The sequence below is a fragment of the Streptacidiphilus albus JL83 genome (assembly GCF_000744705.1).
In the GTDB taxonomy this organism is placed as follows: domain Bacteria; phylum Actinomycetota; class Actinomycetes; order Streptomycetales; family Streptomycetaceae; genus Streptacidiphilus; species Streptacidiphilus albus.
The window spans coordinates 9,470,282-9,489,126 of record NZ_JQML01000001.1 but is presented as its reverse complement, the minus strand read 5'-3'; the positions used below and the strand labels follow the sequence as shown (position 1 = coordinate 9,489,126).

General features: G+C 69.9%; 19 protein-coding genes, 1 pseudogene, 1 CRISPR repeat array and 1 other annotated feature. Of the genes and pseudogenes, 8 read left to right on the top strand and 12 right to left on the bottom strand.

Annotation, left to right across the window (positions count from 1 at the left end):
- Positions 1-58: 58 nt before the first annotated feature.
- From BS75_RS41105 to BS75_RS41095, 3 genes are read right to left on the bottom strand one after another with little or no spacing between them, the layout of a single operon-like run.
- Positions 59-1,219 carry a CaiB/BaiF CoA transferase family protein gene (locus BS75_RS41105; protein ID WP_034091854.1) on the bottom strand — a complete coding sequence of 387 codons (1,161 nt, stop codon included), beginning with the start codon at positions 1,217-1,219 and terminating at the stop codon, positions 59-61.
- A complete protein-coding gene (locus tag BS75_RS41100; RefSeq protein ID WP_034091853.1) occupies positions 1,216-2,403 on the bottom strand; it encodes an acyl-CoA dehydrogenase family protein in 1,188 nt (395 codons plus the stop codon). The genes BS75_RS41105 and BS75_RS41100 overlap by 4 nt, the downstream gene beginning before the upstream one ends.
- Before the next feature lie 11 nt (positions 2,404-2,414).
- The gene (locus BS75_RS41095; RefSeq protein ID WP_231608053.1) at positions 2,415-3,938 is read right to left on the bottom strand and encodes an AMP-binding protein; all 1,524 of its coding nucleotides are present in this window, start codon (positions 3,936-3,938) and stop codon (positions 2,415-2,417) included.
- A 167-nt stretch (positions 3,939-4,105) separates the two neighbouring features.
- Between BS75_RS41095 and BS75_RS41090 the strand changes: the two genes are divergently transcribed.
- A complete protein-coding gene (locus tag BS75_RS41090; protein WP_034091851.1) occupies positions 4,106-4,702 on the top strand; it encodes a TetR/AcrR family transcriptional regulator in 597 nt (198 codons plus the stop codon).
- On the opposite strand, the gene BS75_RS41085 is transcribed toward BS75_RS41090, so the two are convergent.
- Together BS75_RS41085 and BS75_RS48925 are read right to left on the bottom strand one after the other, a co-directional pair.
- Complete coding sequence (locus BS75_RS41085) at positions 4,686-5,114, bottom strand: IS3 family transposase (RefSeq protein ID WP_034091850.1); 429 nt, start codon at positions 5,112-5,114, stop codon at positions 4,686-4,688. The genes BS75_RS41090 and BS75_RS41085 overlap by 17 nt on opposite strands.
- Positions 5,022-5,150, bottom strand: a sequence feature (AL1L pseudoknot). (Overlaps the previous gene by 93 nt.)
- Positions 5,111-5,272: a hypothetical protein gene (locus BS75_RS48925; protein WP_034091849.1), complete on the bottom strand. Its 162-nt coding sequence runs from the start codon at positions 5,270-5,272 to the stop codon at positions 5,111-5,113. (Overlaps the previous feature by 40 nt.) Before BS75_RS48925 ends, BS75_RS41085 begins: the two co-directional genes overlap by 4 nt.
- 30 nt (positions 5,273-5,302) lie before the next feature.
- Here BS75_RS48925 and BS75_RS52390 point away from each other — a divergent pair, with 30 nt between their 5' ends.
- Complete coding sequence (locus tag BS75_RS52390) at positions 5,303-5,440, top strand: S1 RNA-binding domain-containing protein (protein ID WP_081983480.1); 138 nt, start codon at positions 5,303-5,305, stop codon at positions 5,438-5,440.
- 96 nt (positions 5,441-5,536) lie between these two features.
- Here BS75_RS52390 and BS75_RS48920 read toward each other — a convergent pair whose 3' ends face one another.
- The gene (locus tag BS75_RS48920; protein ID WP_052070414.1) at positions 5,537-5,881 is read right to left on the bottom strand and encodes a hypothetical protein; all 345 of its coding nucleotides are present in this window, start codon (positions 5,879-5,881) and stop codon (positions 5,537-5,539) included.
- 118 nt (positions 5,882-5,999) lie between these two features.
- Between BS75_RS48920 and BS75_RS41070 the strand changes: the two genes are divergently transcribed.
- From BS75_RS41070 to BS75_RS41040, 5 genes and pseudogenes are all read left to right on the top strand, one after another.
- The gene (locus BS75_RS41070; RefSeq protein ID WP_034091848.1) at positions 6,000-6,593 is read left to right on the top strand and encodes a DUF4291 domain-containing protein; all 594 of its coding nucleotides are present in this window, start codon (positions 6,000-6,002) and stop codon (positions 6,591-6,593) included.
- Between the two features lie 115 nt (positions 6,594-6,708).
- Positions 6,709-7,911: pseudogene (locus tag BS75_RS47455) on the top strand (IS256 family transposase); the annotation flags it as partial.
- 73 nt (positions 7,912-7,984) lie between these two features.
- A protein-coding gene (locus BS75_RS41045) for an IS3 family transposase (protein WP_152646428.1) occupies positions 7,985-9,234 on the top strand; the annotation gives its coding sequence in 2 pieces (ribosomal slippage) (positions 7,985-8,321 and positions 8,321-9,234; 1,251 coding nt in all).
- A gap of 299 nt (positions 9,235-9,533) precedes the next feature.
- On the top strand, positions 9,534-9,689 hold the full coding sequence (locus BS75_RS48915; protein WP_156164341.1) for a hypothetical protein: 156 nt from the start codon (positions 9,534-9,536) through the stop codon (positions 9,687-9,689).
- 88 nt (positions 9,690-9,777) lie between these two features.
- Positions 9,778-10,326: a hypothetical protein gene (locus tag BS75_RS41040; RefSeq protein ID WP_034091842.1), complete on the top strand. Its 549-nt coding sequence runs from the start codon at positions 9,778-9,780 to the stop codon at positions 10,324-10,326.
- 386 nt (positions 10,327-10,712) lie between these two features.
- On the opposite strand, the gene BS75_RS41035 is transcribed toward BS75_RS41040, so the two are convergent.
- On the bottom strand, positions 10,713-11,057 hold the full coding sequence (locus BS75_RS41035; RefSeq protein WP_034091841.1) for a hypothetical protein: 345 nt from the start codon (positions 11,055-11,057) through the stop codon (positions 10,713-10,715).
- Between the two features lie 354 nt (positions 11,058-11,411).
- On the opposite strand from BS75_RS41035, the gene BS75_RS47450 reads away from it, so the two are divergent.
- A protein-coding gene (locus BS75_RS47450) for an IS5 family transposase (RefSeq protein ID WP_408022579.1) occupies positions 11,412-12,286 on the top strand; the annotation gives its coding sequence in 2 pieces (ribosomal slippage) (positions 11,412-11,786 and positions 11,789-12,286; 873 coding nt in all).
- A 37-nt stretch (positions 12,287-12,323) separates the two neighbouring features.
- Positions 12,324-14,487: direct repeats of the CRISPR family, unit length 29 nt; unit sequence CGGTTCACCTCCGCCTGCGCGGAGAGCAC.
- An 18-nt stretch (positions 14,488-14,505) separates the two neighbouring features.
- Here BS75_RS47450 and cas2e read toward each other — a convergent pair.
- The 5 genes from cas2e to cas7e all read right to left on the bottom strand — a co-directional run bounded on the left by cas2e (position 14,506) and on the right by cas7e (position 18,798).
- A complete protein-coding gene (gene cas2e, locus BS75_RS41020; protein ID WP_034091838.1) occupies positions 14,506-14,823 on the bottom strand; it encodes a type I-E CRISPR-associated endoribonuclease Cas2e in 318 nt (105 codons plus the stop codon).
- 6 nt (positions 14,824-14,829) lie between these two features.
- Positions 14,830-15,810 carry a type I-E CRISPR-associated endonuclease Cas1e gene (gene cas1e / locus BS75_RS41015; protein WP_034091837.1) on the bottom strand — a complete coding sequence of 327 codons (981 nt, stop codon included), beginning with the start codon at positions 15,808-15,810 and terminating at the stop codon, positions 14,830-14,832.
- An 83-nt stretch (positions 15,811-15,893) separates the two neighbouring features.
- The gene (gene cas6e, locus BS75_RS41010) at positions 15,894-16,679 is read right to left on the bottom strand and encodes a type I-E CRISPR-associated protein Cas6/Cse3/CasE (RefSeq protein ID WP_034091836.1); all 786 of its coding nucleotides are present in this window, start codon (positions 16,677-16,679) and stop codon (positions 15,894-15,896) included.
- On the bottom strand, positions 16,676-17,587 hold the full coding sequence (gene cas5e, locus BS75_RS41005; protein ID WP_081983107.1) for a type I-E CRISPR-associated protein Cas5/CasD: 912 nt from the start codon (positions 17,585-17,587) through the stop codon (positions 16,676-16,678). The genes cas6e and cas5e overlap by 4 nt, the downstream gene beginning before the upstream one ends.
- The gene (gene cas7e, locus BS75_RS41000; protein WP_034091835.1) at positions 17,584-18,798 is read right to left on the bottom strand and encodes a type I-E CRISPR-associated protein Cas7/Cse4/CasC; all 1,215 of its coding nucleotides are present in this window, start codon (positions 18,796-18,798) and stop codon (positions 17,584-17,586) included. Before cas7e ends, cas5e begins: the two co-directional genes overlap by 4 nt.
- Positions 18,799-18,845 lie beyond the last annotated feature (47 nt).

Sequence of the window (18,845 nt, the reverse complement as noted above, 5' to 3'; positions counted from 1 at the left end):
GGGGGCGGGGTGGGGGTGTGCTGATCGGTTGGGCCGTCGTGCGGAGCGACGTGTGCGGTCAGGCCGCGTCCCATTCCGCCGACACCTCGTCGGTGTGCTCGCCCGGCTCCGGCGCGGGTCGGCGGAAGCTGTCCAGTCCCTGCCCGAACCGCACCGGGAAGCGGACCTGCGGGATCCCGGCTCCGGTCACGGTGTCGAGGACGGTGGCGAACAGCTCGCGTTCGCGCGCGTGCGGGTCGTCGAGCAGTTGCCGCGCCTGGGTGTGGACCGGGGCCCAGGGGAGGTTCAGCGCATCGAGGCGCTGCCGCCACCAGCCGAGGTCCCGGGCCCGGAAGAGTTCGGCGAGGAGCGTCCCGACCTCGTGTCTGGCGGCCGTTCTGGGCAGTCTGGCGTCCCAGGCGCCGTCCGCCAGGGCGGGGCAGTCGGGGAAGTCGGCTGCGAGAGAGGTGCGGAAGGCGAGCCAGAACTTGTCCTCGAAGGTGGCCAGGGAGATCCGGTGGCCGTCGGCCGTCTCGAAGACGTCGTTGTCGCCCTGGACCGTGAACGCCTCCGTCGGGTCGTCCGACTCCCGTACGTTCAGGGCGAAGGGGGCGCACCAGGCGGTGGCCGCCTCGGTGAGTGAGAGGTCGATGTGCTGGCCCTCCCCGGTCGCCCGGGCGCCCGGGACGGCGACGGCCAGCGCCAGCGCCGCGTACATCGCACCGATCAGGTCGCCGACCCGGGTGCCGGGACGGGCGGTCCGGCCGTCCCGGCTGCCGGGGGTGGCGAAGAATCCGGACAGCCCGAGGAAGTTGAGGTCGTGTCCGGGCTTGTCGGCGTAGGGGCCGGTCTGCCCGTATCCGGTGAGCGAGCACAGCACGATGCGCGGGTTGGCGCGCCGCAACTGCCGGTAGCCGAGGCCCAGGGCGGACAGGACGCCAGGGCGGTTGCTCTCCACGACCGCGTCGGCCGCGGCGACCAGCCGCAGCAGGGCGCTGCGGCCCGCGTCGGTGCGCAGGTCCAGGGCGACGGAGCGCTTGTTGCGGTGGATCCGGGCGAACGCCTCGCGGTCCGTCCGGAGTCGGTCCGGGCGCCCGGGGTCCTCCACCGTCACCACGTCCGCGCCCAGGTCCGCGAGCAGCGAGGTGGCGAACGGGCCCGGCAGCAGCCGGGACAGGTCCAGGATGCGGGTGCCGGCCAGGGACGACCAGGCGGGGGCGGGGCGGGCCGCGGTACTCATCCCGCCTGCCGCAGCAGCAGTTTGGCGATGCCGTTCTTCTGGATCTCCGAGGTGCCGGTGAGCACCCGGAACATCCGCACCTTGCGGAACAGGAACTCGACCTCGTTGCCCTGGGTCAGGCCCTCCTTGCCGTGGATCTGCACCGCCTCGTCGAGGATCCGGAACGCGCTCTCGGCGACGTTCAGCTTGCACATGAAGGCCTCCAGCCGTGGCACCGTGCCGGTGTCGAGCGCGGCCAGCGCCGCGTAGGTCATGGCGCGGGCGGCGTAGTAGGAGGTGGCCATGTCGGCCAGCTTGTGCTGGATCGACTGCAGGTCGGCGAGCGGAGCGCCGGCCACGGTACGGGTGCGGGCCCGGTCCAGCGTCAGTTCCAGGGCGCGGCGGGTCAGGCCGAGCACGCTCGGGCAGTGGAGCAGCCGGTTGACGTTGACCCGGCCGAGTCCGAGCAGCAGTCCGTCGCCCTCCGCGCCGAGCAGGTTCGCGGCCGGGACCCGGCAGTCGGTCAGCACGATGTCGCTCTCGATGTGTTCGCCGGACATCGGCGTGGCTCCGTCGAGCACCTGGCAGCCGGGGCTGTCGAGGTCGACCAGGAAGGCGGAGTACGTCTTCTCGGTGCCGTCCATGCGGGCGATGACGATGGCGAAGTCGGCCACCGGTCCGGCACTGGAGAAGACCTTGTGGCCGGTCAGCCGGTAGCCCTGGCCGTCCGGCTCGCGGACGGCAGTGGTGCGCATCGACCGGACGTCCGAGCCCGCGTCGGCCTCGGTGAGGGAGAAGCAGCAGGCGCGTTCGCCGCGCACCACGGGCAGGAACCAGCGCTCCAACTGGTGCGGCGTGGCACCGGCGAGGATGTCGCCGACCCGCAGCGGTCCGCCCATCTCGCCGAGCACGCTGTGGCCGAGCACGCGTCCGGCGGCGGCGACCTCCTCCTTGAGCGCGGCGAGCTGCGTGTACGTCAGGCCCCGGCCGCCGAGCTCGGGCGGCAGGTGGATGCCGTAGAAGCCGAGTTCGCGGCTGCGGCGCCAGACCGGCTCCAGCAGGGCTCGGCTGATCGGGCTCTCCGGAGTGACCGTGTGGGCGCGCTCGTACTCGGCCAACTCGCCGTCCAGGTAGGCGCGCAGCTGTTGCACCAGGTCGTCGAGGAAGGGGTCGTGGGAGTAGTCGGGGCGCAGGGAGAAGAGCATCGGACGGCCTTTCAGTTGACCCGGCGCGAGGCGCCGGCCCAGTAGGTCTCGCGGACGGCCTTGCGGTCGAGCTTGCCGTTGCGGTTGTGCGGGAGTTCGGGCAGGAAGTCGACGGAGCGGGGCTTCTTGAACCGGTCCAGGCGCTCGGCGCAGAAGGCGATCAGCTCCTCGGCGCCGACCCGGGCGCCGTCGCGGACGACCACGACGGCCTGGACCGCCTCGCCCCAACGCTCGTCCGGTACGCCGACGACGCAGGCCTCCTGGACGGCCGGGTGCTCGTCGAGCACGGCCTCGACCTCGGTCGAGTAGATGTTGAAGCCGCCGGAGATGATCATGTCTTTCCTACGGTCGACGATGAACAGGTAGCCGTCCTCCCGCATCCAGGCGAGGTCGCCGGTGCGCACCCAGCCGTCCTGGAAGGTCTCGGCGGTGAGTTCGGGCTCGCGCCAGTAGGAGCGCACGCAGTCCGGGCCGCGCACGACGATCTCGCCGATTTCGCGCGGTTCGGTCTCCCGGCCCTCTTCGTCGACCACCCGGATCTCGGTGTCGTAGCCGGCCCGCCCGCAGGACTGGAGCAGTTCCGGGTCCTCCGCCACGGCCCGGGCGATCTCGGCGGCGCTGAGCCCGGCGACCACGGAGGTGGTCTCGGCGAGTCCGTAGCCCTGGCCGACGACCGGGCCGAAGGCGGCGACCGCGTCGCGCAGCCGCTGCGGCGAGATGGGAGCGCCGCCCACGCGCAGGTCGGTCAGGCTCGACAGGTCGTAGCCGCCGAGGCCGGGGTGGGCGAGCACGGTGGCGAGCATGGCCGGGACCAGGAAGGTGGCGTCGATCCGCTCCCGCTCGACCGCGGCCAGGAAGGCGTCCGGGGCCCAGCTGGGCAGCACGTGCACGGTGGTTCCGGCGAAGACGCAGGCCAGCAGCGGCATGCCGGTGGCGTGGGTGATCGGGCCGCAGGCCAGGTAGCGGGAGCCGGCGCGCGGGCGGGGCTCGGTCATCAGTTGCTTGCGCATATTGGCGAGCCGGTTGCCGAAGGTCTGCACCGCCGCCTTGAGCGCGCCGGTGGAGCCCGAGGTGAAGTTCAGCACGCACGGGTCGTCCTCCGCGACCTCCACCCGGACCGGGGCGGTACCGCCTTCGGCGAGCAGCGCCGCGAAGCCGCTCTCGAACTCGACCGGCAGGCAGTCGACGCCGGCGGCGTCCAGCGCCGCGAGGGCGTCCTCGCGATGGGCCGCGTCGAAGAGCAGCGCCTTGACCGGCGCGTAGCCGAGCAGGTGCGCGATCTCGGTGCGGCCCAGGCGTGCGTTGACGGGCGCGCGCGTCAGCCCCGCCTTGTAGAGGGCGAACTCGACCACGATCAGCTCGCCGCGGTTCCAGGCCAGCCCGGCCACCGCGTCGCCGGGCTTCAGCCCGCGCGCCAGCAGCGCGGAGGCGAGCCGGTTCGCGTCCTCCTCCAGCTGTCGGAAGGTCCAGCGCCGGTCTTCGCAGACCACAGCGGGCTCGTCGGGCCAGTAGCGGGCACTGCGGGTCAGATACACACCAAGATTCACAGCAGACCATCCCAAACCAGGAGTAATTTCTCGACTCAGTAACCAGTTCCAGACAGAGTGTCCAGTAGTGGAGTTGATGTCAAGCATTGGTAGGGTGGACCGCAGCGGACCCAGTAGGACCGGTGCACGGTTCGATGAGCAGGCGGAGGACGTCCATGGCCGAGGACAGGCGCACGCGGAGAACACGACGCGCGCTCCGCGACGCGCTGGTCGCGTTGATCCTGGAGCGTGGGTACGCGGGGCTCACCGTCGAGGACATCTCGGAGCGCGCCGACGTCGCGCGGGCCACCTTCTACAGCCACTACCGGGACAAGGACCACCTGTTCACCAGGATCACCACCGACCTGCTGCAGGAGCTGGACGAACGGATGCAGCCGCTGGTCGAGGAGACGGCGGTCGGGTTCACCGGCAAGCCCCTGCTCGAACTGTTCCGTCACGCGGAGCAGCAGCGCGACCTCTACCTCGCCATCCTGCGCGGCGAGGGCGACGGCAAGGCGCTGCGCACCTTCAGCGAGGAGTCGGTGCACCGGGTCGCGGCGGTGTTCCGGGACCGGGCCGAGCACGGCCCGGTCCGGCCCCGGCTCCCCGCGGACCTGCTCGCCCGCGCCTGGGTGGGTGAGCAGCTGGCGGTCCTGCACTGGTGGCTGGAGCACGAGACCCCGCCCATGCCGGCCGAGGAGGCCGCCCGGATGCTGCTGGACCTCGCGGTCCACGGCCGCTTCTGGGCCAGCGGCTTCACCGCCCCGTCCTGACGGGGCGGTTCAGTTGGTTCGGGGCGGTGGCGGTGAACTGCCGCTCGACCAGGTCGCAGGGCCGGTCGGTCTCGGGTGCGGGACGGGTGGTGCGCGGACTCCTGGCCCGGATGACCCCGCGCAGTCCGGCCTGGCGCATGAGGCGTTCGACCGTGCAGCGGGCCACGGTGAAGTCCTCGCGGACCAGGGCGGCGTGGACCTTGCGGGCCCCGTAGACCCCGTAGTTGTCGGTGTGGATGCGGTGTATCTCCTCGGTGAGGTGCTCGTCGCGAAGGCTGCGGGCCGAGGGCGGGCGGCTTCGGGCGGCGTAGTAGGTGCTCGGCGCGATCGGCGCGTCCGTCTCGGTGAGGACGTCGCAGATCGGCTGGACGCCGAACTGTTCCTTGTGCCGGTCGATGTAGGCGACCTTCATCGCAGTGGACGGTCCAGCTCCGCCGCGAAGAAAGCCGAGGCGGACTTCAGGATCGCGTTCGCCCGCCGTAGCTCCTTCACCTCCCGCTCCAGTTCCGCGATCCGGGCGGCCTCGGCGCTGGTGGTCCCGGGCACGAGTCCGGCGTCGGTCTCGGCCACTGTGTCGTAGGACTCGTCCCTCTTGCGGAACTGTCCGACGAACCCATCGAAGATCCCGCGCAGGCCGTCCGAGAGGGCCAGGAGCTCTCCGTGAGAATCCGCGACGTCGACCTCGAACGGCGCCGGATCACCCTGTCAGTCAGCGGGGCGCCGTTCAACCTGCCGTGACGTCCAGGCCGCCACCGTCTTCGACGACGGCCAGGCCCTGTCACAGTTCCACTGGACCAGCCGTTTCGAACCCGACGACATGTGGTGGTGGCGCCGTCACCCGCGCAATCTCGTCGGCGACCTCGGACGCGCGCTCCGCTCAACCGGAGCCATCGTGACGAGCTCGCCCATCTCGTCGTCGAGCCAGTAGTTGCGGCTGAGCAGTCCCCAAGCGAAGAGCTCGTGGCCGGCTGTGAAGCCTCGGGACCGGCGCTGCAGGGACGCGACGTCTCCTCCGGGGAGGCGGCAGTCCGGGTCCGGGATGAGCACTGGGTATGTGTGGTCGTCTGCGGACGGGCGCTCGGAGACCAGGCCGAGGTGCCATCGCAGGGCTTCCAGGACCGTTTCGGGTGTGTCGTCCCGGAGGAAGCGGGTGAGGGCGACTTCGAAGTACAGGCTCATGAGGCCGTATTCTGCTCTGCGCCACTGGCAGGTCCGGGTCCGTTTCAGCGCGCAACTAGGCTCATCCAACCTGATAATTCGATGGCGCGGAGCGTGACCAGCGTCGACGCTGGTCACCGTGTCAGAACCCAAGCATCAGATCCGCGCCCTCTATACGGCCACCACCGTGACGGTCTACCAGGCATACGCACCAGAGATCGGTCTGCCCGCGGCACTCGACGGCCGCCTTCCCAGCGCCTGGCAGCTGGACCGAATGACGTGGATCAAGCCATCGTTCCTCTGGATGATGTATCGCTGCGGATGGGCGGCCAAGGAGGGACAGGAGACCGTCCTCGCGATCGAAATCACCCGCGAGGGCTTCGAGTGGGCCCTGGCAAACGCCTGCCTGGCCCACTACGAACACGGGCTGCATCCCGACCGCGCCACCTGGAAACGCCAGCTGAAGCGAGCCCCCGCCCGAGTGCAGTGGGACCCCGAACGCGACCTGCACCTGCAGCCGCTTGCCCACCGCTCCCTACAGCTCGGCCTCGCCGGCGAGGCCGCCGAGCGCTACGCGGACAAGTGGATCGTCTCGATCAGCGACGTCACCGCGCTCGCGCATGCCATCCATGCCCACGTCAGAGACGGAGCTCTAGACGCAGCCCGGCAACTACTCCCCGCAGAACGCCCCTATCCGGCGGGCGACACCCTTCTCGCCCATCTGCGCGGCTGAGCCCAAGATGGCGTCCCGCCGAGTGGTGTAGCAGGGATCTTGGAATGACCCCTGGTCATGGGGCAGCCATCGCGCAACTCTCCGAGTAGCGAAGCTCGTTGATGAGAGGTGTGCGATGGCCTTGTCCCAGTCTGACCTGTTGCGGCTCTCGGAGTCACTGCGTACGGCCGACGGAGTTGAGTTGATCAGGGTCCTGGCCCAGCGGATCCTGCAGGAGCTGATCGAGGCGGAGGCCACCGCACGGATCGGTGCCGAGCCCGGCGAGCACACCGATGCCCGCACCACCTGGCGCAACGGCCACCGCGAGCGGGTGCTGACCACGCAGGCCGGCGACCTGGACCTGGCCATCCCCAAGGTCCGCACCGGCAGCTTCTTCCCCGTACTGCTGGAACGGCGCCGGCGGATCGACCAGGCGCTCTACGCGGTCATCATGGAGGCCTACGTCCTGGGTGTGTCCACCCGCTCGGTCGACGACCTGGCCAAAGCCCTCGGCGCGGACAGCGGCATCTCCAAGAGCGAGGTCTCCCGCATCTGCGCCGGCCTGGACGAACAGCTCGTCGCGTTCCGCACCCGGCCGCTGGACCACACCCGCTTCCCCTACGTCTACCTCGACGCCACGTACTGCAAGGCGCGGGTGAACCACCAGATCGTCTCCCGGGCCGTGGTCGTGGCCACCGGCATCACCGAGGACGGCGGCCGCGAGGTCCTGGGCGTGATGATCGGAGACAGCGAGACCGAGGCGTTCTGGGCCGAGTTCCTGCGCTCCCTGCGCGAACGCGGCCTGGCCGGGGTCCGCCTGGTCCTCTCCGACAGCCACTCCGGCCTGGTCAAGGCGATCCGCAAGGTCATGCTCGGCGCGGCCTGGCAGAGATGCCGCGTCCATTTCCTGAGAAATGTCTTCGCCGTGATCCCGAAGGAGGCGGCGGAGATGGTCGCCGCGACCATCCGCACGGTCTTCGCCCAGCCGAACCAGGACGCCGTCCGCGCTCAGCTCGACACCGTCGCCGACATGCTCGGCAAGCAGTTCCCCAAGGTCAGGCAGATGCTCATCGAGGCCAAGGACGACCTGACCGCCTTCGCGGCGTTCCCGGAGCGACATTGGAAGAAGATCCAGTCGACCAACCCCCTGGAGCGGATCAACCGCGAGATCAAGCGCCGGACCGACGTCGTCCAGGTCTTCCCCAACGACGACGCGCTCCTACGACTGGTCACCGCCGTGCTCTTCGAGATGCACGATGAATGGATTGCCTTCCCGCGCCGCTACCTGCCCGAAGGCAGCATGGACAAGATCTACCCCGACTCGCACACCCCCGACGAACTACGGAACCTCCCCCCGAGTGGTGGACACCTTCGACCCGGCCCCGTGAGGGGTCGGTCAAGAGGAGTCATTTATGGTGATGAGGGTCTACTCGTCCGAGTTCAAGGCCGACGCCGTGGCGCTGTACCTCTCGGACCCGAGCCACACCTACGCCCAGATCGGCACCGACCTCGGCATCACCCGGGAGACACTGCGCAACTGGGTCGGCGCCCACCGCGCCCGAACCGAGCACACCGGCACCACCAGGAAGAACATGACCAGCACCACCCCGGCCGGCCAGGACGGCCCCGACGAGCTGCGCGAGCGCATCGCCGCGTTGGAGGCCGAGCTGAAGGCCGTCCGCAAGGACAACCAGAAGCTCGCCCAGGAACGCGACATCCTGCGCAAGGCGACGAAGTTTTTCGCCTCGGAGATGAGCTGGTGAGCCGCTTCGCGTTCATCTCCGCCCACCGGGAGGACTTCCCCGTCAAGCGGCTGTGCCAGGTCCTGGAGGTCAACCGCTCCAGCTACTACAAGTGGTGCGCCGCCGCCCCGGCCCGCGCCGCCCGGGAGCGGGCCGACGCCGCCCTCGCGGCCAGGATCCGCGAGGTGCACGCAGAGTTCGACGGCGCCTACGGGTCCCCGCGCATCACCGCCGAGCTGCGCGAGACCGGCGAGGCGCCGGTCAACCACAAGAAGGTCACCCGGGTCATGCGCGCCTTCGGGATCGTCGGCACCCACCTGCGCCGGCGCGTGCGCACCACCGTCCCCGAGCCGTCCGACACCGTGGTGCCGGACCTGTTCGGCCGCGACTTCACCGCCCCCGCGCCGAACCTGAAGTACATGGGCGACATCACGTATCTGCCCGTCGGTGACGGCGAGTTCCTGTATCTGGCGACTGTGCTGGACTGCTTCAGCAGGAGGGTGGTCGGCTGGTCGATCGCCGACCACATGCGCACCGAGCTGGTGGCCGACGCCCTGAAGATGGCCGCCGCCACCCGCAGCGACCTCACCGGGGCAGTCTTCCACTCCGATCACGGTGCACAGTACACGAGCCGTCAGTTTGCCGACTTGTGCGACGAGTTGGGTGTCACCCAATCCATGGGCGCTGTCGGCACGAGCGCGGACAACGCAGCTTGTGAGAGCTTCCACGCCTCCCTCAAGCGGGAGATCCTCAAGGGCGCGCGCCGCTTCGCCGGAGCCGCCGCCTGCCGCCAACAGGTCTTCCGCTGGCTCAACCGGTACAACACCAAGCGCCGGCACTCGGCCAACGGCCAACTCAGCCCCCTCGCCCGGGAGCGAGAGCACCAGCTGCAGTCGGATACCATGACACTTGCCGCATAACACTACGAACCGGTGTCCACTCTTCGGGGGCAAGCCCCCTACCGCCCACCGCCTAACCGTTGGCATGCGACCGTTACACCACTCCAAGGGACACGACCGAGCCCAACCATCTACGGGTACGGACTTGCCCTTCCGCCGCCGCCTACTCGGGGAAATCACGACAATCCAATACACGATGCCATCAGTAGTTCGTCGTCTTCGATCGGCTGGACGGCTTGCCAGAGCGAGTCGAACAAGCCCGGCTGACACCGCCGGCGCTGTCATACTCGGGCAGACCGACAGACGTAGGGACGCAGCCGATGAAGTGGATCAGCCAGCAGCACGCCGCGCTCGTCGCCGACTACGAGCGCACCCAGGCCGCCACCGAGGCCAACATCTGGCCCGACCGTCCTGACGCGCCGTACCGACTGGCCGTCTTCGCCACAGGCTCCGCCGAAGCGGACGAGCAGGACTGAGCAGCGTCTGGGCGCCCGTCACCTGAGCCTGGGGTGGCGGGTGCCGCTCCATCCCCTGGCGCCGGCGCCCGCCCGGTACCCTGACGCCATGACAGCTGTAGTCGGCATCGTCCGCAACGGCCGCGTCCACCTCGGTGCCGACAGTGCCGGCGTCTCCGGCTGGTCCCTGACGCTCCGGGCGGACGAGAAGGTCTTCCGCAACGGCCCGTACGCGATGGGCTTCACCACCTCGTACCGCATGGGCCAGCTGCTCCGGTACGCCTTCACTCCCCCGGAGCCGACCGGAGACCTGCCGCGCTTCATGGTCACCACGTTCGTCGACTCCGTCCGCGCCTGCCTCAAGGACGGCGGCTGGGCCACGAAGAACGCCGAGCAGGAATCCGGCGGCCAGTTCCTCGTCGGCATAGCCGGACGCCTGTTCATCGTCGACTCCGACTACCAGGTCGGCGAGCCCCACGCCCGCTACGCCGCCGTCGGCTGCGGCGCCGACATCGCCCTCGGCGCGCTGTACGCCACCACCGAGCTGCCGGTCCGCAAGCGGATGCAGGTCGCCCTCGAAGCCGCCGAGCGGCACAGCTCCGGCGTCCACGGCCCGTTCGCCTACACGACGACACGCAAGCTGAGCACGACGCCGTAGCGTGTCACGGTCGCCGCCGCGCAGCGGGCCATCACCAGCGACTGGGCCACCGCTGATCAAGACCTCGGGCTCACCACAAGCAGCAGCACGGACGGGAGCGGCTGAGCGGGCGGCGCATAGCCTCGGAGATCACGGTGCCCGGCATCAAGCGGTTGGGGTCGCCTCCGCCTTGGGTGCCTCTGGCTGCGGATGGCCGTTCACGCAATAGATCGTCGCGTCCGTGATGGTGACTGGATCAGCCCTCCCCAGCGCCTTGAAGATTGCCCACGTCTGCTCCAGGGCCGCCCCGCAGTAGGTGCATTCCCAACAACGGGGGTTGATCCGCGCTGTGGATTCGCCATGGTTCCATGGTCGCTCCGATGGAGTGCCAGCGCTCGGGGAGGTGACTACGCGGAAGCGTTCATCCGCTCGACCGCCTCGCGCATCCGCCCCTTTCTGTCGTCAGCGGACAGGTCCTGCACCGACAGGCAGTGCATGAACCGGAACTCCTCCCAGTTGTCCGGCTTCAACTCCAGTCCGTTTACGCCGGTCTGCAGCTCGGCCATGCACTTCGACCACTGCTCTGCCGGCGGCAGCGCACAGAACGCGTCGCGTGCGTCCTCGTGCCCGCTGTCCGGATCCACCTCGACCGGCGGGGCCGCGCCGGCGACGACCGGGTTCGGGAAGCCCTCGCACGCCGAGTAGGACATGACGACCGACTCGTCGTCCCGCGCCCGCAGCAGGGCGATCACCTTGTCCCAGCCCTGCTCCGACCAGGCCTGCGGTTCACCCCGCCTGCGCGGAGAGCACCGCCCGGCCGGTGTCTACGTGTTCCCCCGGTTCGGTTCACCTCCGCCTGCGCGGAGAGCACGCCCGCGGCGACTTCACCGTCGCCGACGGCACCGGTTCACCTCCGCTTGCGCGGAGAGCACCCCGGCTCGCTCGCTCCGCGCAGCGGTTCAACTCCGCCCGCGCGGAGAGCACTCGTCCAAACCGAGATCCTCGCTGTCCAGCGGCGGTTCACCTCCGCCTGCGCGGAGAGCACTCGATTGAGGAAACACTAGGGTCTGTTTATAAAGTAGATCAAGGTCTGCGATGATCTTGTCGTGGGACGTGGAGATCTGACGAACGAACAGTGGGCCGTGCTGGCACCGTTGCTGCCCGTGGGCGTGAGGCCGGGGCGACCCGCGATGTACTCCCGTCGGCAGCTGATCGACGGGATCCGGTGGCGGACTCGCACGGGAGCGCCGTGGCGGGACGTTCCGGAGCGGTACGGGCCGTGGGAGTCGGTGTACGGGCTGTTCCGGCGCTGGCAGCGTGACGGGACCTGCGCCGCTGTGGTGGTCGGGCTCCGGGCCCGGGCGGATGCGAAGGGCCTGGTCACCTGGGACGTCTCCGTGGACTCGACGGTCTGCCGTGCGCATCAGCACGCGGCCGGGGCCCGTAAAAGGGGGACCTCCAGAAGGAGTCTCCCGGCGGCGTCGAGACCGAGCCGGCCCACCATGGCCTCGGTCGCTCCCGCGGAGGCCTGACGACGAAAATCCACCTCGCGGTCGAGCAGGGGCAGAAGCCCCTGGCGATCGTGATCACTCCTGGCCAATGGGGCGACTCCCCGCAGTTTCAGACGGTCCTGGGGCTGATCAGGGTGCCCCGCACCGGAGTTGGTCGACCACGCACCCGGCCCAGGAGGATCCGCGCGGACAAGGCCTACGGGTCCAGGGCGAACCGCGCCTACCTGCGCAGGCGCGGCATACGCTGCACCATTCCGGAGAAGCGGGACCAGATCCGCAACCGTAGGAAGCGGGGCTCTGCCGGTGGTCGACCGCCGACGTTCGACAAGGTCGACTACCGCGAGCGCCACGCGGTGGAGTGCGGGATCGGCCGACTCAAGCGCCGACGCGCGGTCGCGACTCGGTACGACAAGTTGGCCGTCCGCTACGAGGCGACAGTCAACGTCGCCCTGATCGACGAGTGGCTGTGAACGCACTTTCTAAACACGCTCTAGTGCCCCCGCCAGGCGGTTCACCTCCGCCTGCGCGGAGAGCACCACACCTGTCTCAGGCGGTCCTGGTGCTGGTTCGGTTCACCTCCGCCTGCGCGGAGAGCACACCCGCCTCCCGATCAACCCTCTTGACCTTCACGGTTCACCTCCGCCTGCGCGGAGAGCACGACCACTGGGCCATGGACCACGACCGCGTGACCGATTCACCTCCGCCTGCGCGGAGAGCACAGCGTTTCGGCTCGTTTCCGCGCGATATTGAACGGTTCACCTCCGCCTGCGCGGAGAGCACGAGGGCACCGTCATCGACCAGCACGACGGCACCGGTTCACCTCCGCCTGCGCGGAGAGCACGTCGGGCAACTCGGCGACGTTCCGGGCGAGGGCGGTTCACCTCCGCCTGCGCGGAGAGCACGGACCCCACCGGCCCTCGGTGTCCTCAGTCCTCGGTTCACCTCCGCCTGCGCGGAAAGCACGCGAGGTGGTCGGCGAGCGACCACGTCCACCACGGTTCACCTCCGCCTGCGCGGAGAGCACCTCGACGTCCGCCTCGACCCCTTCCGGGGCCGCGGTTCACCTCCGCCTGCGCGGAGAGCACATGCCGTACGACGTCGCGCGGCGGCGCTCGGCCGGTTCACCTCCGCCTGCGCGGAGAGCACGCGATCCGCGTCAGTGTGGACATGGAGCCGTACGGTTCACCTCCGCCTGCGCGGAGAGCACGTCGTGGCCTACGACGACGGCGAGGCCGTCGGCGGTTCACCTCCGCCTGCGCGGAGAGCACAAGTTGTCCCCCGCCCAGGACGCGGTGTACGCCGGTTCACCTCCGCCTGCGCGGAGAGCACGACGCCGGAGCGCACCTCTACCGCTCGCTCGGCGGTTCACCTCCGCCTGCGCGGAGAGCACAACTCCGGAGGTCAGGACCACGACGTAGCGGACGGTTCACCTCCGCCTGCGCGGAGAGCACATCGCCGATGCGGAGCGCAGGGCCCTGCACGGCGGTTCACCTCCGCCTGCGCGGAGAGCACCACCGGCCACCGGTGAAGACGTCCACCACCGCCGGTTCACCTCCGCCTGCGCGGAGAGCACCACCAACTCCCGTACAGAACGGGACAAATCATCGGTTCACCTCCGCCTGCGCGGAGAGCACGGACTGAAGCCCGAGCAGGACCTGAAGTACGCCGGTTCACCTCCGCCTGCGCGGAGAGCACTGGCGCGTGTCGGACAGGACGGCGATGCCGTCCGGTTCACCTCCGCCTGCGCGGAGAGCACCGCGGCGAGCACATCGGCGTCAACTGCCAGACCGGTTCACCTCCGCCTGCGCGGAGAGCACGCGAACACGATCGGCTCGCCCACGGACATGATCGGTTCACCTCCGCCTGCGCGGAGAGCACCCGCGCGGCCTGATCCGCACCGCCACCCGACCCGGTTCACCTCCGCCTGCGCGGAGAGCACGCCGGCTGCCACTCCTACGCCAGCAACGAGGCCGGTTCACCTCCGCCTGCGCGGAGAGCACGCGGCCCGGGTGTCGATGTGCCACCCGAGCCCCGGTTCACCTCCGCCTGCGCGGAGAGCACCCGCCCAGCCGGTGGGCGATCGCGTGCTCGCCCGGTTCACCTCCGCCTGCGCGGAGAGCACCCGGGCGCAACCCGCGCGCTGGCCCGCGTCGAAGGTTCACCTCCGCCTGCGCGGAGAGCACATGCGGGTCAGGGGCCCGGGGCGGCCGGTTGCTGGTTCACCTCCGCCTGCGCGGAGAGCACAGCAACGCCTCCTCCAGAGCAGCAGCCAACAGCGGTTCACCTCCGCCTGCGCGGAGAGCACGACTCTGCCGCCCGTGCCCTCGCGGCCCATGCCGGTTCACCTCCGCCTGCGCGGAGAGCACGAGTCCAGCCTCATGGCCGGACGCATCGAGTTCGGTTCACCTCCGCCTGCGCGGAGAGCACCGTCCGCGATGCCGGTCAGCTCACCCGCCCGACGGTTCACCTCCGCCTGCGCGGAGAGCACCTGTAAGCCGCGAAGGCCGGCCGACGAAGGGACGGTTCACCTCCGCCTGCGCGGAGAGCACGCCACCCGCGCCGGCCTCGGCGCCACCACCGGCGGTTCACCTCCGCCTGCGCGGAGAGCACGACAGCACCGCGGCGATGTTCTGGTCGACCGTCGGTTCACCTCCGCCTGCGCGGAGAGCACACTTGCCGACCTGGGGATCTACACAGCCTTTGCCGATTCGTTATCCGCCTCCAAGGGGTTAAGGACAATCATCATCAGGCCGTCGAAATCCTCCACGGTGCGTCGACGTTCGCCGGCGGTGCGGATGATGAAGCGCTGTTCGTTGTCGGACGGGCTGATGACGACAGCGGCCCCGGTGCCGACGGAGGCAGCAACGACTGCCCACAGTTCGTCGCGGACCTTGCCCGAGAGAGTTCCCACATACAGACCGGGAGTGGGCTCCAGCATCCACCGGCTGAGCGCGCCGCGGACGTGATCGGGGACGGCAGTGGTGGAGATGACGGTGAGGTTGGCCATGGGCCGTCAGCCCTCCGCGCCGTAGTTGGTGCCGCCCTTGACGGGACCGGTCTCCGGGTCCCACAGGCTCACCAGTTCGACTTCTTCCACGTCCATCGCCTCTGTCCCTGCAGCGGCCCCGCTTCGCCCGGCGCCACCGTCGGGGTCGAGGAGATTTTGGATGTCGCGGACTATGCGGGGCATTAACCGGATCAGGAGCAGGCGTTCCCGGAAGGCGCGGCGCGCCTCGCCTTCCGGGTCGGTGGAGCGGTGCAGGGAGAAGGCGAGCGGGATCGCCAGTTCCGCCTTGTACAGGTCGGCGACGTCGTAAACGAACGCGTGGGAGGTCCCGGTGTGGACGAACCCGAGTCCCGGGGTGCAGCCCAATGCCACGATCGCGGCGTGCGCGATGCCGTACATGCAGGTGTTCGCGGCCGACAGGGCGAGGTTGACCGGATCCTGGCCGTCCCAGTCGTCGGGGTCGTAGGAGCGTTTGAAGGCACGGACGCCGTGCTGCGTGGCGAGGATCCGGTACAGGGCCTTCATGCGCTGGCCTTCCATGCCGCGCAGTTGGGCGATGGTCGGCGGCGCTGCGCGGGCGGACCTGTGGTCGTCATCGCCGAACCGCATGCGGTACATCCGCTCGGCCACGTCGCGGCGACGCACATCGTCGGCCCAGGCGGTGGCCTGGGCCTCCAACCAGCGGCTGTCCTGGCCGGCGGGGGTGATTCCGGCGTAGGAGCGCACTCCGGCGGCACCGGTGCACACGACCGTGGTTCCGTGGCGGGCGAGGGTGGCGAGCGCCGGGGCTGTGATCGACGTGCCTGGCCCCAGGAGCAAACAGCTCAGCGCTGCTGTGGGAATGCGGACCCGCCGACGACTGGTGGCCTCGGCAGGCCGTTCTCGATCCGGTGTAGCGGGGAAGGCGATCAGACCGGTGTCATCCTGGACGATCCGCATCATGTCCACGTACAGGAAAGACAGTCCGTCGGCGATCCGGGGCAGCATCGCGGCAGTCGGCGCGGCGATCCGTCGCCGCGCCGAGCCGGCCGTGCTGCTTCCACCAGGCCGCGTCAGGTCCATGGGACCGGTCACCGGACGGGGGCCAGGGTGAGCAGCCCGCAGCCGTACGCCTTGCCTCGGCCGATGCCGGTCCGGATGCGTTCGCGCAGCAAAGCAGGGTTCTGGACGACGGCGATTCCGTCGAAGCGGGTCTGCACCTGCCGGATGTGCACGCGCCCTTCACCTCCTCGGCCGCGCCGACCCACCGCGGCGGCCGTAGGTGAGGCATCGGCGGTCCCAGGGGCGGCTGCGGCTGCAGGGTGGGACTCGCTCGACTCGGCGCGTACAGGGGTGGTGGTGGTCCGGGCGGGCATCCCGGCCGGGATCAGGCGGTGGAAGGATGTGGGGTTGAGCGGTTCGGCGGTGACCAGGGTGGGAACCAGGCCGGACTGCTCGGCCTGGCGGGCCCACCATTCCTCGGCCTCGGCACCGAACAGCGGGACGACGCTGAGCGGGCGGCCCTGCTGGGTGTTGCGGCCGAGTTTGCGGCTGGCGTTGGCGATGATGCGGTAGTGCACCTGGTGCCCCGGGCGCAAAGCGTCGAGCAGCGGGTCGATCTGGCGGAGCGCGGACTGACCGTAGCCGGTAGGGAGTCGGCCGACGTCGGGCTGGAGCGCGCTCTGCACGAGCACGGTGGCGCCCCCACGTCCGGCTTCGTAGCGGAACAGCACACCACCGCTCAGGCGTGCCTCGTCGCCCAGGTCCTCGGGGAACATCGCCATCACCGTGCGGTGCAGCTGCGTCATGTCGACGCTGTCACGCTCCACTTCGCGACTGCCGGGGTTGGTGACGATTCGGGTGAGCCAGGTGGTCACTGGGGGTCCTCCTGGGGAGAAGCTAGGTCGAGGTGGTCGAGGTGGTCGAGGACGGCCCGGAGGAACGTGCTGCCCAGGCCGGCGCACTGGCCGAGGGGGACGTGCAGGGTGCGTCGGTGGTCCGTACGGGTTCGGTAGAGCCGGTTCATCGGGTCGAAGCTGACCGGCTCGTCGTTGATCGGGCTGGTGGACCCGTCGTCGAGCAGTTGGCCGCCGGGGGGTGCGACGAGTCCGGTGAGCGGTTCGTCGGCGTGAACGACGACGACCGCTGCGGGGGATTTCGGGAGCCGACTGTGGGGGGCTTCGCGGTGCAGGGGCGCGTGGGTGAGAGCTCGCCAGGCGTCGGCTACTGCTCCGATCAGGACGGGGGTGTCCGGGGGGCAGGACCGGCGGCCGAGGTAGGGCGGCCAGTGGGGCTCTGCGAGGGCGGCGGCGCACCGGTCGAGCAGGTGGTCATCGCCGTCGGCGCAGGTAACGGCAACGGTGAAGGCCGCGTCCTGGAGGTAGTAGCGGTGGCTGACGAGGGTCGCTGTTTCGGCAGTGCGGGGCTTGCCTGCAGCCGTGCGGACAGTTCCCTTGACCGGGAGGCCGCCGCCGACCGTGTGGAAGTCGCGCAGCAGTACGCCGGCGCGGTCGGCTCGCACCGCGAACCTGAGCCGGGCCAGGTCGTGGAGCGACGTGTACCGGTCCTGGCCGAGGGCTGCGGCCAGGAGGCCGATCAGGGCGGAGCGGGTTGGGAATGCCGCCGTGTCGCGTTGGTTGAACCGTGAACGCTCGCCCCAGGACTGGAGCGGACCGGACAGGTGCAGCAGCAGACCTGGCCGGGCAGCCGGGCCGGTGTCCGGGCCGGTGTCCGGGGCCGGTTCCCGATGCGGGTCCGTCGGCTGGAGGCGGTGGGGCGTGGTCACGCCTGGCCCTCCGCCTCGGCTGCCACGGCGAAGGCGACGTCCAGTGCGGTCTCGACAAGGTGGTCGATCGAGTCGACGCGCGGGCCGAGGTTGGACAGGTCCTTGGCGCCGATGCCGGTGTATGCCTGCCTCAGCGGCTCGCGCGAGGCCCCGAGCAGTGTGATCAGGTCGCCCGCATAAGCGTCCAGTGTGGTGATGGACGCGTGGGTGTAGCCGCCATCAGCACCGAAGCGCACCGGGCGCTCGAAGGCTGCCGCATAGGAGTAGGGGCGGTCGCGGCGCACCTGGACGGTGATGAGGTCGGGGACAGTGTGGGGTGCAGTCGAGTTCTTCTTGGCCTGGGGCAGGGAGAGGACCGTGGCGGTCAGGAACGCCGAGGCCAGCCGTCGTGCGGCGATGCGGTCTCCGCCGAGGTTGCGCAGCAGGTCGCGCAGGTCGAGGGTGACATAACGGTAGAAGGTGCCGGCGCTGTACTCGGCGTGACCCATGTGAGCGCTGCCCGCGGTGTCACCCCAGGCGGCGGTGATGTCGTCGACAGCACTGAAGTAGTCGACCTCGACGTCTGTCTGATGAGTCGTCATGATATGGGCGACCTGGGCGGCGCCGTCGACCTTGGCATCGTCCAGCTCGGCGAGCATCCTGCCGAGGAGGTTGATGATGCCGTTGCGGGAACGCAGCACGGCGTCCACCCGGTCACGGGGCATCAGGGCGTCCTTGGACTTGAGCTCCTTGACGTCCTTGGCCGTCTCCAGGGTGCTGCGGTGCTCCTCCGCGATGTCCGCGAGCTCGGCGATGGCGCTGGCCGGCACGTACACCATGGCGTTGGTGCCCCAGGGCACCTCGTCCTCGCCGGACGCTTCATCAGCGCCCTTCCTCTGCTTGGGCGGCTGGGCGCCGACGCTGCTGGCGACGACCGTGTGGATGCCCGCCCGCGCGGCCGCCGGACGCGGCCAGCCGCGCTCCTCGACGAGGTAGCGCTCCAAGCGCTCGGCGATACGGCGGGTGCGCAGCGCCTCATCCCCCAGCGCCTGCTCAACGTCCCGTCGGATCGCCCGCTTCCAGGACTGGCTGCTGATGCGGGTGCGGTTCACACCCCCGTACTGCACGGTTTTGACTGAATTGGTGTCGTCCCTGTTCAGGTTGGCGAACGGGATCGTCTGCAGGAGGTGCAGATCGATGTAGCGGGCTACGTCGGCGGACGGGACGGTCATGAAACTCTCCTGACGGGGCAGTTGATTGGCAGGGGTGTGAACTGACG

What these genes read in the sequence shown, in the direction of transcription:
- cas1e (WP_034091837.1), bottom strand. Translation starts at nt 15,810, where the DNA reads ATGCTGCCCCGGATCGCCGACGGACTGTCTTTCCTGTACGTGGACATG.
- BS75_RS48920 (WP_052070414.1), bottom strand. Translation starts at nt 5,881, where the DNA reads ATGAGCCTGTACTTCGAAGTCGCCCTCACCCGCTTCCTCCGGGACGAC.
- BS75_RS41040 (WP_034091842.1), top strand. Translation starts at nt 9,778, where the DNA reads ATGACAGCTGTAGTCGGCATCGTCCGCAACGGCCGCGTCCACCTCGGT.
- BS75_RS41100 (WP_034091853.1), bottom strand. Translation starts at nt 2,403, where the DNA reads ATGCTCTTCTCCCTGCGCCCCGACTACTCCCACGACCCCTTCCTCGAC.
- BS75_RS41090 (WP_034091851.1), top strand. Translation starts at nt 4,106, where the DNA reads ATGGCCGAGGACAGGCGCACGCGGAGAACACGACGCGCGCTCCGCGAC.
- BS75_RS41105 (WP_034091854.1), bottom strand. Translation starts at nt 1,219, where the DNA reads ATGAGTACCGCGGCCCGCCCCGCCCCCGCCTGGTCGTCCCTGGCCGGC.
- cas2e (WP_034091838.1), bottom strand. Translation starts at nt 14,823, where the DNA reads ATGGCCAACCTCACCGTCATCTCCACCACTGCCGTCCCCGATCACGTC.
- BS75_RS41085 (WP_034091850.1), bottom strand. Translation starts at nt 5,114, where the DNA reads ATGAAGGTCGCCTACATCGACCGGCACAAGGAACAGTTCGGCGTCCAG.
- cas7e (WP_034091835.1), bottom strand. Translation starts at nt 18,798, where the DNA reads ATGACCGTCCCGTCCGCCGACGTAGCCCGCTACATCGATCTGCACCTC.
- BS75_RS48915 (WP_156164341.1), top strand. Translation starts at nt 9,534, where the DNA reads ATGAAGTGGATCAGCCAGCAGCACGCCGCGCTCGTCGCCGACTACGAG.